General features: G+C 72.2%; 9 protein-coding genes. 5 read left to right on the top strand and 4 right to left on the bottom strand.

Features of this window, described 5'->3' with window-relative positions; genetic code table 11:
• Nucleotides 1-164: 164 nt before the first annotated feature.
• Nucleotides 165-974 carry a DeoR/GlpR family DNA-binding transcription regulator gene (locus ACYVD5_RS27715; RefSeq protein WP_461004113.1) on the bottom strand — a complete coding sequence of 270 codons (810 nt, stop codon included), beginning with the start codon at nt 972-974 and terminating at the stop codon, nt 165-167.
• 539 nt (nt 975-1,513) lie between these two features.
• Between ACYVD5_RS27715 and ACYVD5_RS27710 the strand changes: the two genes are divergently transcribed.
• The 4 genes from ACYVD5_RS27710 to ACYVD5_RS27695 all read left to right on the top strand — a co-directional run bounded on the left by ACYVD5_RS27710 (nt 1,514) and on the right by ACYVD5_RS27695 (nt 5,989).
• Nucleotides 1,514-2,518, top strand: coding sequence for an aldo/keto reductase (locus ACYVD5_RS27710; RefSeq protein ID WP_461004112.1), 1,005 nt, complete (start codon nt 1,514-1,516; stop codon nt 2,516-2,518).
• 84 nt (nt 2,519-2,602) lie between these two features.
• On the top strand, nt 2,603-3,376 hold the full coding sequence (locus tag ACYVD5_RS27705) for an HpcH/HpaI aldolase family protein (RefSeq protein WP_461004111.1): 774 nt from the start codon (nt 2,603-2,605) through the stop codon (nt 3,374-3,376).
• 49 nt (nt 3,377-3,425) lie between these two features.
• The gene (locus tag ACYVD5_RS27700) at nt 3,426-4,373 is read left to right on the top strand and encodes a phosphoglycerate dehydrogenase (protein WP_461004110.1); all 948 of its coding nucleotides are present in this window, start codon (nt 3,426-3,428) and stop codon (nt 4,371-4,373) included.
• A gap of 188 nt (nt 4,374-4,561) precedes the next feature.
• The gene (locus tag ACYVD5_RS27695) at nt 4,562-5,989 is read left to right on the top strand and encodes an Nramp family divalent metal transporter (protein WP_461004109.1); all 1,428 of its coding nucleotides are present in this window, start codon (nt 4,562-4,564) and stop codon (nt 5,987-5,989) included.
• A gap of 132 nt (nt 5,990-6,121) precedes the next feature.
• Here the strand turns inward: ACYVD5_RS27695 and ACYVD5_RS27690 are convergent, their stop codons facing one another.
• The 3 genes from ACYVD5_RS27690 to ACYVD5_RS27680 all read right to left on the bottom strand — a co-directional run bounded on the left by ACYVD5_RS27690 (nt 6,122) and on the right by ACYVD5_RS27680 (nt 10,191).
• Entirely contained in the window at nt 6,122-7,777 is a 1,656-nt protein-coding gene (locus ACYVD5_RS27690; RefSeq protein WP_461004108.1) for a serine/threonine-protein kinase, read from the bottom strand.
• A 428-nt stretch (nt 7,778-8,205) separates the two neighbouring features.
• Nucleotides 8,206-8,829 (bottom strand): hypothetical protein, encoded by a 624-nt coding sequence (locus tag ACYVD5_RS27685; protein WP_461004107.1) that lies wholly within the window; start codon nt 8,827-8,829, stop codon nt 8,206-8,208.
• A gap of 333 nt (nt 8,830-9,162) precedes the next feature.
• The gene (locus tag ACYVD5_RS27680) at nt 9,163-10,191 is read right to left on the bottom strand and encodes an arabinan endo-1,5-alpha-L-arabinosidase (RefSeq protein ID WP_461004106.1); all 1,029 of its coding nucleotides are present in this window, start codon (nt 10,189-10,191) and stop codon (nt 9,163-9,165) included.
• A 514-nt stretch (nt 10,192-10,705) separates the two neighbouring features.
• Here ACYVD5_RS27680 and ACYVD5_RS27675 point away from each other — a divergent pair.
• The gene (locus ACYVD5_RS27675) at nt 10,706-12,664 is read left to right on the top strand and encodes an aconitate hydratase (RefSeq protein WP_461004105.1); all 1,959 of its coding nucleotides are present in this window, start codon (nt 10,706-10,708) and stop codon (nt 12,662-12,664) included.
• Nucleotides 12,665-12,708: the final 44 nt, after the last annotated feature.

Here is a 12,708-nt window from a genome sequence, read left to right as displayed (position 1 = left end):
TAATGACCTGGTACAGGAAAGCACAGGGCACGGTGGTGCCCGAGTGATCCCTTATGCCCGTTTCCGGTGCACGGCAGCGAGCACGCGGAAATAACCAGATCTGGCGCCGGATCCGGGCATTTCCGCATGCTCGACGGGATCGGTCGGCACCGGCCCTGCGGGCCTCACGCCTCGCGTGCGCCCTGCGGCCGCAGCGCGGTGCCGTCGGGGCCCGCGACGACGACGTCGATGCCCGCCACTGCAAAGGGGGCCAGGGCGGCGGGGCCCGCACCGGCGTCGGTGACCAGGGTCCAGCGCTCCGGCAGCCGGGCCCAGGCGTGGAAGGGGCGGCGGCCGAGCTTGGCGGCGTGCACCAGCACGTAGACCCGTTCGGAGCGCTGGGCCATCAGTTCTTTGAGGCGGGTCTGTTCCAGGGTCGCTTCGCAGATACCGTCTTCGGCGGTGACGGCGTCGGCGCCGAGGAAGACGCGGTCGAAGGTCATCCGGCTCAGCGCGGCCTCGGTGTGCGGGCCGAAGAGTCCCTGGCTGAGGTGGCGCAGCGTGCCGCCGAGGCATTCCACGCGCACGTCCTCGGCACCGACCAGTTCCTCCAGCGCGGTGAGGCCGGTGGTCGCCACGGTGAGGTCGCGTACGCCGCGCAGTTCGTGGGCCACGGCCGCGGTCGTCGATCCGGAGTCGAGCAGGACGGTTTCGCCCGCGCTGACCTCGCCCGCGGCCCAGGTGGCGATCGCCCGTTTGGCCTCGAACGCCTCGCCGAGCCGTTGCCGCAGCGATGCCTCGGGGTGGGCGATCAGCGGCATGACGCCGCCGTAGGTGCGGGCCAGCCGGCCGTCGGACTCCAGGTGGGCCAGGTCGCGCCGGATGGTCGAGGCGGTCACTCCGAACCTGGCGGAGAGCTCTTCGACGCTGGCGAGCCCGGTCGTCGTGGCGAGCTGCACGATTGCGTCGCGCCGCGCCTTGGTTCCGCGGGACATGCACGTCCTCTCGTATCCGACGGGCGGGTCGGCACACCCGTGCGCCCGGCCCGGCTCATGGTACCGAGGGCCGGTACCGCCTTCCGGCCCGGCGCGGGCGGGCGGGACCGGCTGCTCCCGCGCGGGGGCCGTGCCGCCCGCATGGGCACCACCGATTGCGCGTTGTACGCAGAACCGGACCGCAAGTTGCGCGCTCCCTCACTCCGCCCGCGGGCCGGCGCCGGAACGCAGCACCGGGCGCGCCGCCGCTGCCGTTGCATGCGACTGCAGGCATCTACCGACGTGAAAGTGCGAGCGGCGCGCAGCGGGCGGGACAGATCCGCGCGCACCCGGCCCGGACTCACGGGCATCCGCGCTACCCGCACGGCCGGTGACCGGCAACCAATATTGCGTGAATCACGCTATGAGTATTGCGCACAACACGCAATCGTGCCAATGTCAGCATTAGTGATTAAAAAGCGGTTCCTACGTGACCCGAGTAACAGGAGTAGCTCCGCGCAGCACCGGCCCGCGCGGAGGCCGATCCAAGGAGGCACCCGATGACATCCAGCCCGAGCCCCGCGGCCGGCGGCCCGGTTCGGCTCCCCGGGGTGGCCCAACCGATGTCGCGGCTCGTGTTGGGCACCATGACCTTCGGCGACACGGTCAGCGAGGACGGCGCCGCCGAGATGCTCGACCTCGCCCTGGACTCGGGTGTCAACGCCGTCGACACCGCCAACGGGTACGCGGGCGGCGCCAGCGAGGCGATCCTCGGCCGGCTGCTGGCCTCGCGCCGCGACCGCGTGGTGCTGGCAACCAAGGCCGGAATCCCGCACCCCGACGCCGGCGACCACGCTCCGCTCTCGCCCGCCGGGCTGCGCGCGAGCCTTGAAGGCAGCCTCAAGCGCCTCGGCACCGACCATGTCGACCTGTTCTACCTGCACCAGCCCGACCGCGCCACAAGCCCGGCCGAAACGCTGGGGGCCGTCGCCGAACTGGTGGCCGAGGGCAAGATCGGGGCGCTGGCCGTCTCCAACTACGCGGCCTGGCAGATCGCCGAGCTCAACAGCGCGGCCGATGCGACCGGCGCGCCGCGGCCCGTCATCGCCCAGCAGCTGTACAACCTGCTCGCCCGCCGGGTCGAGGAGGAGTACACCGAGTTCGCCGCTGCCACCGGCCTGCTCACCATGGTCTACAACCCGCTGGCCGGCGGCCTGCTCACCGGCCGCCACCGCTACAGCGCCTCCCCCGACTCAGGGCGCTTCGGCGACTCCCGCATCGCCGCCATGTACCGCGAGCGCTACTGGGAACCCGCGCTGTTCGAGGCGGTCGGCGAACTGGCGCGCATCGCCGACGGCGCCGGCCTGAGCCTGACCGACCTGTCGCTGCGCTGGCTGCTGAGCAGGCCCGCGACCGGTGCGCTGCTGCTCGGCGGCTCGCGCAGCGAGCAGCTCCGCGCCAACCTCGCCGCCGCGGCGGCGGGTCCGCTGCCCGCCGACACCATCGCGGCCTGCGACGCTGTCGGCGCTTCGCTGCGCGGCCCCATGCCGGCCTACAACCGCTGAAGCCGCACCGGTACCGGCACGTGCCGCCACCGCCGCCCCCCACCACCCCTGACCGCTCCCATTGCCAGAGGAGATGAGTTGCGCATGAGCGCGGCTGAGTTCGCCCGCAGGATCCGCGCCCGCGAGAGGGCCGTCGGCTACTGGATGGTCGTTGACGCGCCGGTCGCCGCCGAGCGCATCGCCCGGCTCGGCTACGACTACGTGGCCTTCGACGCCCAGCACGGGCTGTTCGGCTATTCGGGCCTGCTGAACGGCCTGATGGCGGTGGACGCGGGCGGCCGATCGGTCGGCCTGGTCCGGGTCGAGTCCAACGAGCCCGCCGGGATCGGCCGCGCGCTGGACGCCGGCGCCGGCGGGGTCATCGTCCCGATGGTCGACACCGCCGAGGACGCCGCCGCGGCCGTCGCCGCAACCCGCTACCCGCCGCACGGGGTCCGCTCCTACGGCCCCATGCGCGCGATGCTGCGCATCGGCCCCAAACCCGCCGAGGCCAATGCCGGCACCCTGGTCCTGGCGATGATCGAGACACCCCAGGGCCTGGCCAACGTCGAGGAGATCTGCGCCGTACCCGGGCTCGACGGCGTCTACGTGGGGCCGTCCGACCTGTCCCTGGCGGTGGGCGGCGCGTTCCCCAACGACCCCGGCGCCGCCGAGGCATTCGGCGCCGCAGTGGCCCGGGTGAGCAGCGCCGCCGCCGCGGCCGGCATCGCCGCGGGGATCCACACCCCCGACGGCGCCACGGCCGCCCGGCGCCTCACCGAGGGCTACACCTTTGCCACGGTCGCCTCCGACCTGGTGCACCTGGAGCAGGCCGCCAGGCACCACCTGGCCGCGGCGAGCGGCGAGGACCAGCCGTGAGCCGGCCCACCGGCGCGGCCCGCGTGCAACAGCGGGAGGTGGCGGCGCCGTGCCCCGGACACTGATCACCACGCCCACGTTCGGCCGGTTCTCCGACGAGCCGTGGCGCATCCTGGAACAGGCGGGCGAAGCCGTCCGCCCGGCCGGCACCGCACCGCTGCCGGCGGCCGAGCTGCGCAGCCGCATCGCCGACACCGACGCGCTCGTCGTCGGGCTCGACGACATCACCGCCGACCTGCTGGCGGCCGCACCCCGGCTGAAGGTCGTCGCCAAGCACGGGGTCGGGGTCGACAACATCGACCTCGGCGCCGCCCGCGAACGCGGGATCCGGGTCGTCTTCGCGCCCGGCAGCAACAGCCGGGCCGTGGCCGAGTTGACCTTCGGCCTGCTGCTGGACGCCGCCCGCAGGATCACCCGCACCCACACCGAGGTGCTCGGGGGCGGCTGGCCCAAGCACTTCGGCCCGGAGCTGGCCGGGCGGACCCTGGCCGTCATCGGGTTCGGCCGCATCGGGCGCCTGCTCGCCGGCTACGCCCGCGCCTTCGGGATGGACGTCGTGGCCCACGACCCGTTCCTGGAGGAGGCCGCCTTCGCCGAGCACGGTGTGCGGCCGCTCGGGCTGCAGGAGTGCCTGGCCGAGGGCGACTTCGTGAGCCTGCACCTGCCGGGCGGCGGCGACGGGCCGCTGCTGGACCGCGCGGCGCTGGGCTCGATGAAGCAGGGCGCGTGCCTGGTCAACGCCGCGCGCGGCGGCCTGGTCGACGAGGACGCCCTGGCCGGCCTGCTGCACAGCGGCCACCTGGCCGCAGCGGCCCTTGACGCGTTCGGGCGCGAACCGCTCGACGGCGCCAGCCCGTTGCGCACCGCACCCAACGTGGTGCTGACATCGCACATCGGCGCCTGCACCCACGAAGCCAACCGCAACATGGGCGCCATGGTCGCCGAGGACGTCGTACGCGTGCTGCGCGGCGACGAGCCCCGCCACGCGGCGGTCTGAGCGCGCCACCGCGCGCCGCCCGCCCCACCACGACCGGCGCCGCCGCCCTGCTCGCCCGCGGCGGCGCCGGCCCGCACCCGTATTTCCCCGTTACCGCCTCTGCGTTTCCGCGCAGTCCGGGCCCAGCGCCCGACCCGCTGCCATCCCCCGATCGCCCGGTGGCATCCCGGGCGGAGAGGAACCGTGCCATGTCCAAGGAAACCCCGCCGGCGGCGCCACCGCCGGACGTCGCCGACCCCTATGCGCTGCGCGCCCAGGACGTGCAGGCGCCGCCGACCACCTTCCGCGGGAGACTGCGCCGCCTGGGACCGGGGCTCGTGCTCTCGGCGGCGGTGGTCGGCTCCGGTGAACTGATCGTCACCACCTCGCTGGGCGCCCAGGCCGGATTCGTCCTGCTGTGGCTGGTCGTGATCTCCACCGGGGTCAAGGTGTGGATCCAGATGGAGCTCGCCCGCTGGACCATCCTCACCGGCAAGCCCGCGTTGGAGGGCTTCAGCCAGGTCGGCCCCAAGATCGGCCCTGTCGGTTGGATCAACTGGCTGTGGATCGGCATGGACTTCGCCAAGATGCTGCAGCGCGGCGGCATCATCGGCGGCGTCGCCTCGGCGCTGTCCCTGATCTGGCCGGTCTTCGGCGAACCGCTGAGCTTCGGGTCGCTGGCCTTCTGGGCGGTGGTGGTCATGGCCACCACGGTCGGGCTGCTGCAGAGCGGCAAGTACAGCGTGGTCGAACGGTTCACCGTCACCGCCGTGGTGATCTTCACGGCCTCCATCGTGCTGCTCGCGCTGGGGCTGCCGCTCACCGACTTCGCCTACGGCACCGACGAGCTCGCGACCGGCCTGAGCTTCATGATCCCCGCCGGCACCGTGGGAGTCGCGGTCGCCATGTTCGGGCTGACCGGCGTCGGCGCCGATGAGATGACCACCTACACCTACTGGTGCTTGGAAAAGGGCTACGCCCGCTGGACCGGCCCCGACGACGGTTCCGAGGAGCGCGCCCGCCGCGCGGAGGGCTGGCTGCGGGTGATGCGGCTCGACGTCCTGGTGTCGTGGCTGGTGTGCACCATCTGCACGCTGTCGTTCTACGTGATCGGCGCCGCGGTGCTGCACCCGCAGAACCTCGTACCCGAGGGCAACGCGATGATCTCGACGCTCGCCCGGATCTACACCGACACCATGGGCGAATGGGGCATGACCGTGTTCCTCGTGGGTGCGATCGCGGTGCTGTACTCCACCAACGTCGGCTCCACCGCGAGCGTGCCGCGGCTGTGGACCAACACGCTGGGCCTGCTGGGTGTCATCGACTGGACCGACATGAAGGCCCGCACCCGAACGATCCGCATCCTGACCTGCTGCCTGCCTCCGCTGTGGGCCGCCTTCTTCCTGTTCCTGCAGGCGCCGGTACTCATGGTGCAGATCGGCGGGGTCGCCGGCGGCGTCTTCCTGCTGGCGGTGGTGATCGCCGTATGGAAACTCCGGACCACCGAGGTCGACAAACGGTTCCGGGGCAACATGTGGCTGAACGCGGCCCTGGTCATCAGCAGCACGCTGATCGCGCTCCTGGGTGTCTACTCGGTCCTGGAGGTCTTCGGCATCACCATCGGCGCCCCCGCCTGACCCACCCGACCGCCCCACCGCCCCTGCCCCGTGTCCCGCCCGCAGCGGGGCGGAGGGCAGGGGCGTTCCGGGTTTACGGGCGAGCGCGGAACGCGGCCGGGTTCGGGCGGGACGGGGATGGCGCGCGGGGGGCTATTGCGCGGTGCCTGCGATGGAGCCGGTGGTCGCGCCGGCATCGCTGTAGGCGGCGCAGAGGACCTCGTAGTCGCCGTTCTGCCAGCCGCTCTCGGTGGGTGTGTATGTCAGCTCGTAATAGTCGGACGCCATGTAGCCGACACCCACATAGGAGGTGAACGCCTCGCCGCGGCATGCCACGTCCGCCTCCTCGCCCACGGTGGTGTCTCCCGGCCATGCGCGGTCGCCGTCGAGTTGGACCGCGGCGTACAGCTCGTATTTGTGCGGCTCCGCGCAATCGATGAGGTAGACATCGGTCGTGTCGTCCTCGCCGTAATCGTTGAAGCAGTCGCCGACCGCGACGTCGTAGATGCTCGCGGGCTGCCCGGCGGGTGCACCGCCTGCGGTTTCGTCCGGGGCGCCGGATGTGTCGTTCTCGGGGGTTGCGTTTTCGGCCCCGGCCTCGGCCCCGGCGTTTCCGCCGCCTTTGGGCGCCGCGCCCTCGTCGCCGCTCGTGGCCTCAGTGGTTCCGCCGCTGGCGGAGGGTTCCGGGCTGCCTCCGCCGCCGGTCTGCGGGGCGGTCGGGTGCCCGCTGCCGGCCGCACTGGTGTCGAGGGGGCCCAGGGCGTTGCCGAGCACCGCGCCCGCCGCAGCCACCCCCGTGAGCAGGCCGACGGCCAGAACAGCGCCGATACCTACCAGCCAGGGTCTTCTGCGGTTTTTCGGTGCGGGGGCGCCGGACCCGCCGGAGGGCGGGTGCTGGGTGGTCGTGAACGTGGCCGGTGCGGTTGTGTCGCCGCCGACCACAGCGGTGTGCGCCGCACGTATCGCGTCGTGGACGCTGCCCGGGTCGGTGGAGCGGCCCTGGCGGCCCAGCAGTGCCATCAGCACATCCACCGAATTGGGCCGCGCGGCGGGGTCCTTGTCGAGTGCCTTTGCGGCCAACGGGCGCAACTCGTCCGGAAGCGCGCTCAGGTCGGGCTCGGTGTGCAAGACCTTGTGCAGCACGTTGGGCACCGTGTCGGCGCTGAACGGCGATGCGCCGGTCGCCGCATACACCAGGACCGCACCCCAGGCGAACACGTCCGAAGCTGCCACGGCAAAGCCGCCGGCGATCTGTTCGGGCGCCATGAACGGCGGCGTTCCGATCGGGGAATTGGTCAGGGTACCGCTGCTTTCGGTGCTCTGGGCGATCCCGAAGTCGATCACCCGTGCCCCGCCGTCGCCCAACAGAACGTTGCCGGGCTTGAAGTCGCGGTGCACGATACCGGCCTCGTGGATCGCGACCAGCGCCGTGGCTGTGGCGACGGCAAGGCGGCTGAGGTCGCCGCCGGACATGGGGCCGTCCTGGCGGATGCGCTGGGACAGCGATCGCCCCTCGACGTACTCGCTGACGATGTAGGGGGATTCGGCCTCGAAGTCGGCCGCCAGCACGGCCGCGGTGCAGAAAGAGGCGACCTGCCGTGCCGCTTCGGCCTCGCGGATGAACCGCTGCCGGACGCGGGGTTCCTCCAGCGCTTCGGGGTTCAGGCACTTGACGGCAACCGGGGCTCCGCCGTTCCCGGGTTCGGCAAGATAAACGGTCCCCTGGCCTCCCGTTCCGAGGCGGCCGATCAGGCGGAGTCCGCCGATCTCGGCAGGGTCGTCGTCCTTCAGGGAGAAGGGGATGGGCATAGGGGGGTGCTCCAGGGGGTTGCATCGCTGGGGAATGGCCACCGAACGGCTATTTCGTTCGCTGCAAGGCAGCGGGACGCCGGCCCGCGCCCAGTGGCTCCAGGATAGGCGGGAAACTCGGCGGCGCGGCGCGGGAGGCGGGCCCGGCGGGTCCGATTGTGGACACCGGAAAAGTTCCCCAAGAGCACGGGTACCGGATCCGGTCCACCTACCCGGGGGCTTTGCCACCGGTCCCGTACAACCGCGCGCGTGCGCCGGGCAAGTCCCGGCGCAGGCCGGAAGCCGCACGGTGATCGGCGGTTCCCGAACCGGGCTTGCGGCCGGCCCCGTAGCGGCGGCCCGGTTCGCCCCCATGGCCGGCAAGACCTGCACATTCCGGTCGCCGCCGCGGACACCCGTTCGGCACCGGTACCGCCGCAGCGGGCGGATCACATGGCGGTGAGCATGTGCGCCATGGCCGCCGCCATCACGGCCAGGGTGAGCGCAACCGACATCCGCGAGCGGGCAAGCGCGCCGGAACCGGCGCCCGGGTGGGCCGACAGCAGCGCCGGACCTGCTGGACCGCCTGCGGCGCCGGCCGCCGCGGGTAGCGGGCGGGCGAACACGGGAAACCGGTCGAAAACACGCAGGATCCACCCCGCGGAGGCTGCCGCGAGGTAAGCGGCGAACAGGTGGCCCAACCAGCCGGGCCGCACCGCCGGACCCGCCAGCATGCAGGTCATCGCGAGGCAGTCGAGCGCCGACATCGTCCACATCGGGTTCAGCGCACCCTCGTGCGAGCGCAGCCGCACCGCGGCTGCGGCGGTAACGGCCGCCAGCCCTGCGAACAGCACCAGACCCGCCTGGTAGAGGACCGCGAACTGCATGTGGGGCAGCAGATACATCGCCGCCATGGCCGCTGCCATCGCGGTGTGACCGAGGTGCCACCACCGCCGCTGCCCGGCCATCTGCACACTGTGCAGCGCGTGGACAAGGGCGGCGCCCGCAAGCACCGCTGCGCCGACAATGCGCAGCCATTCCGGCAAACCGGGCAAGTGCACGGTGTGTGCCACGTGCCCGACCGTATGTACCACAGCCACTCCCGCCCGCCGCGGCCGCACTTGCCGAAGGGTGTTCCCCCGGCGGAGGGGTACCACGTGCCGCGCCGATGACCGGATGCGGCCGCCGCGGGTGAGACCATCTGTCCGCAGGCGCCGGAACACAGCACCGCTGGAGTGGCCCTCAGCGTCGGCCCTGGCCGCGGTGTCCGTGCCGCACCGGGTGCCCGGCCACCGCAATCGGCCGCTGGGCAAGTGCGGGGCGGCCGGCCCGCGCCGACGGGGCCGCGGGCGGGCGCGCCGCACGCGCGTCAGCGCGCGCCGATGCGCGCCCGCGCGCCTCGTGCCTCAGTGCGCGTAGGGCCAGCCCGCCGAGTCCCAGCCGAGCCAGTTGACACCCAGCAGCGCCGTACCGTCGTCGGCGTAGTAGTGGTAAGCGAGGATGTCGTTGTCGGTGTCGGCGAAGACGTCCTGGTGCCCGGGGCCGTGGATGCCGCCGTGCCCGGCCAGGATCTCTGTTCCGCCGCCGGAGGTCATCGGGGTGCCGTTGCGGTCGGTGTAGGGCCCGGTGATCGCGGAGGACCGGCCGACCATGATCCGGTAGGTGCTGTCGGCACCCTGGCAGCACGCGCCGAAGGACACGAACAGGTAGTACCGGCCGCCGTGCCGGAAGATGGTCGGCGCCTCGATGGAGTCGCCGCCGCGCCCGGCGATCGAGTGGAACGTGCCGTCGAGCCGCTTGCCGGTCGCCGGGTCGATGCGGATCAGCTTGATGCCCGACCAGTAGGAGCCGAACGCCAGCCACCAACGCCCCTGGGCGTCCACGGCCAGATGCGGGTCGATGGCGTTGAAGTCATCGGAGGTCTGCGACTCGATGACCGGCCCTTCGTTGGCCCAACTGCCGGAGTCGCCGCTGGTGCTGGTCGCCAGGAAGATCGCCGACCGGTTGGAACCGAACGTGGATGCCGAGTAGTACAGGTAGTACCGCCCGTTGAGGTACGACACGTGCGGCGCCCACAGGTTGCGGTCGCCGCCGGTGTACTCGGTCGTCCACGGCGCGCCGCCGGGAAACACCGTGCCGGCGTTGCTGAAAGCGGTGCGGTCGGCAGAGGTCTTCAGTGCGATGTCGGGAGCGGTGTGGGCGACCAGGTAGCCGCCGCCGGGCCGCTTGGCGAACGACGGGTCGTGCACTTGGACGTCCCCCGTCACCGCGCCGGGCAGCGGGTAGTCGGCGGCGGCGCGCAGGTCGGCCGCAGCGCTGCTCGGCCGGGCCGTGCCCACTGCGGCGGCCGCGGCGGCACCGCCGGCCGCAAGCGCGGCGCCCAGCACCAGGCGGCGCGACGGCAGCGCGGAGGGGGTTCGGGAGTGATCTGCCATAGGGGGCTCCTCGGACTCGTTGTCGGACGGACGTGTGGCGGCGGTGCCGCGAGCCGGGCCGGCGGGCACCGCCGTCCCGCGGCACCGGAGGACATTTGCGCTGGTGGCCTTGGGTACCGCGGAATGTTAGCGCTAACAATCTGGAGTGCGGTTGGGTGCGGGAGTACAGGGGAAGCAGCGGATCGGGGGGACCGCCGCGGCCGGCGGGCGCGTAACGGCGGCTGCGCCGCGGAAGGTCCGGCGCCGGCATGGGGGGCGGCGCGGACGGTGGGCCGCGGGTCCGGTCGGACGCAGCGGGCCGCGCCCGGGGAATCCGGGGGATGGCGGTGGCCGGTTCGAGCGGTTCGGTACGACTGCACTGACTGCCATGACTACGAATACGCTTCGTAGTATTCATGCATCGTAAAGTTGCCGTTCGGCACCGTCAACCCTCCCTGTTCCTTCCGTTTCCGCCCGGCCCGTTTGCCGCCCGCCTGTGCGGTCAGCCGCCGAAACAGGAGAGGGAAGGAGCGAGATGGGACGCGGTGTCGCACACAAGCTGATCGAGTCGCACCTGGTCGAAGGCGAACCGGTGCCCGGGCGCCCGATCGCGTTGAGCGTCGACCAGACCCTCACCCAGGACGCCACCGGAACCCTGGTCATGCAGGAACTGGAGGCGCTGGGGCTCGACCGCACCCGGGCCCGGGCCAGCGTGCAGTACGTCGACCACAACCTGCTCCAGGCCGACGAGAAGAACGCCGAGGACCACGCCTTCCTGCACTCGGCGGCGCGCCGCTACGGGTTGTGGTACTCCAAACCCGGCAACGGTGTCTCGCATCCGACCCACATGCAGCGCTTCGGAATCCCGGGCCAGACCATGGTGGGCTCCGACTCCCACACCTGCGCCGCAGGATCCCTGGGCATGCTGGCGATCGGCGTAGGCGGGCTGGAGGTGGCCATGGCCATCGCCGGGCGCCCGCTGCGCATCCGCGCACCGGAGATCTGGGGGGTCCGCATCACCGGCGAACTGCCCCAGTGGACATCGGCCAAGGACGTCATCCTGGAGATGCTGCGCCGGCACAGTGTCAAAGGCGGGCTGAACCGCATCATCGAGTACCACGGGCCGGGCGTCGACACGCTGACCGCCATGGACCGCCACGTCATCGCGAACATGGGCGCCGAACTGGGCGCCACCACAACGGTCTTCCCCGCCGACCAGGCGGTGCGCGAGTTCCTGCGGGCCGAGGACCGCGAGGACGACTTCACCGAACTGCTGGCCGATCCCGACCCCGACTACGATGTCACCGACGAAATCGACCTGTCGGCGATCGAGCCGCTGATCGCCCGGCCGTCGGCGCCCGACAACGTGGTGCCGGTGCGCGAGGTTGCGGGCGAAGAGGTCAGCCAGGTCGTGATCGGTTCCTCGGCCAACCCGGGGCTGCGCGACTTCGCCGTCGCCGCGGCCATGGTCAAGGGCCGCCAGACCGACAGCGCGGTCAGTTTCGACATCAACCCGTCCTCGCGCCAGATCCTCTCCGACCTCACCCGCATGGGCGCGACGTTCGACCTGATCAACGCCGGCGCCCGGATCCACCAGTCCGGCTGCCTGGGCTGCATCGGGATGGGCCAGGCCCCGGCCGTGGGCCGCAACTCGCTGCGCACCTTCCCGCGCAACTTCCCCGGCCGGTCGGGCACCCGGGAGGACTCGGTGTGGCTGTGCTCGCCGGAGACCGCGGCCGCCGCCGCGCTCGCCGGCACCATCACCGACCCGCGCGACCTGGCCGAGCAGCTGCAGCTCGACCATCCCAAGCTCCGGCTCCCGGAACGCTCCTCGGTCAACACCAGGATGCTGCTCGCACCGCCGCCTCGCGGCGAGGAGGTGCAGGAAGAACTGGTCAAGGGGCCCAACATCTCCGCACTGCCGGATTTCCCGCCGCTGCCCGACCGCATCGAGGCGCCGGTACTGCTCAAGGTCGGCGACGACGTCTCGACCGACGAGATCTCCCCGGCGGGCGCCCAAGCGCTGCCGTTCCGCTCCAACGTGCCCAAGCTGGCCGAGTTCACCTTCACCCGGATCGACGAGGACTACCCGCGCCGGGCGCGCGAGCTCGCCGAGGGGCCGGGCCACCTGGTGGTCGGCGGGGAGAACTACGGGCAGGGCTCCTCGCGCGAGCACGCGGCCATCGCTCCGCGCTATCTGGGGCTGCGCGCGGTGATCGCGAAGTCCTTTGCCCGCATCCACTGGCAGAACCTCGCCAACTTCGGCGTGCTGGCGCTGGAGTTCACCGACCCCGCCGACTACGACCGCATCGACCCCGGAGACGTGCTCGTCCTCGGCCGCCTCACCGAGTCGCTGCCCGCCGATGCCGAGCCGACCGTGCGCAACGCGACCAAGGGCGCGGAGTACCGGCTGCGCCACCGGCTCTCGACCGCGCAGGTGGAGTCCGTGCTGGCCGGCGGCCAGATCCCGCTGCTGGCCCGAGAACTGGCCTGAGGCGGCGGGCCGTGCTCGGGCCCGGCTGCAAGGACGGAGGGAGC

This window comes from Streptomonospora sediminis (genome assembly GCF_054778995.1).
The sequence above is the reverse complement of the archived record's forward strand: the minus strand, read 5'-3'. Positions and strand labels throughout refer to the sequence as shown.

Excerpts from the sequence above, each read along its gene's own strand:
- ACYVD5_RS27715 (WP_461004113.1), bottom strand. The coding sequence starts at position 974 with ATGTCCCGCGGAACCAAGGCGCGGCGCGACGCAATCGTGCAGCTCGCC.
- ACYVD5_RS27710 (WP_461004112.1), top strand. The coding sequence starts at position 1,514 with ATGACATCCAGCCCGAGCCCCGCGGCCGGCGGCCCGGTTCGGCTCCCC.
- ACYVD5_RS27705 (WP_461004111.1), top strand. The coding sequence starts at position 2,603 with ATGAGCGCGGCTGAGTTCGCCCGCAGGATCCGCGCCCGCGAGAGGGCC.
- ACYVD5_RS27695 (WP_461004109.1), top strand. The coding sequence starts at position 4,562 with ATGTCCAAGGAAACCCCGCCGGCGGCGCCACCGCCGGACGTCGCCGAC.
- ACYVD5_RS27690 (WP_461004108.1), bottom strand. The coding sequence starts at position 7,777 with ATGCCCATCCCCTTCTCCCTGAAGGACGACGACCCTGCCGAGATCGGC.
- ACYVD5_RS27680 (WP_461004106.1), bottom strand. The coding sequence starts at position 10,191 with ATGGCAGATCACTCCCGAACCCCCTCCGCGCTGCCGTCGCGCCGCCTG.
- ACYVD5_RS27675 (WP_461004105.1), top strand. The coding sequence starts at position 10,706 with ATGGGACGCGGTGTCGCACACAAGCTGATCGAGTCGCACCTGGTCGAA.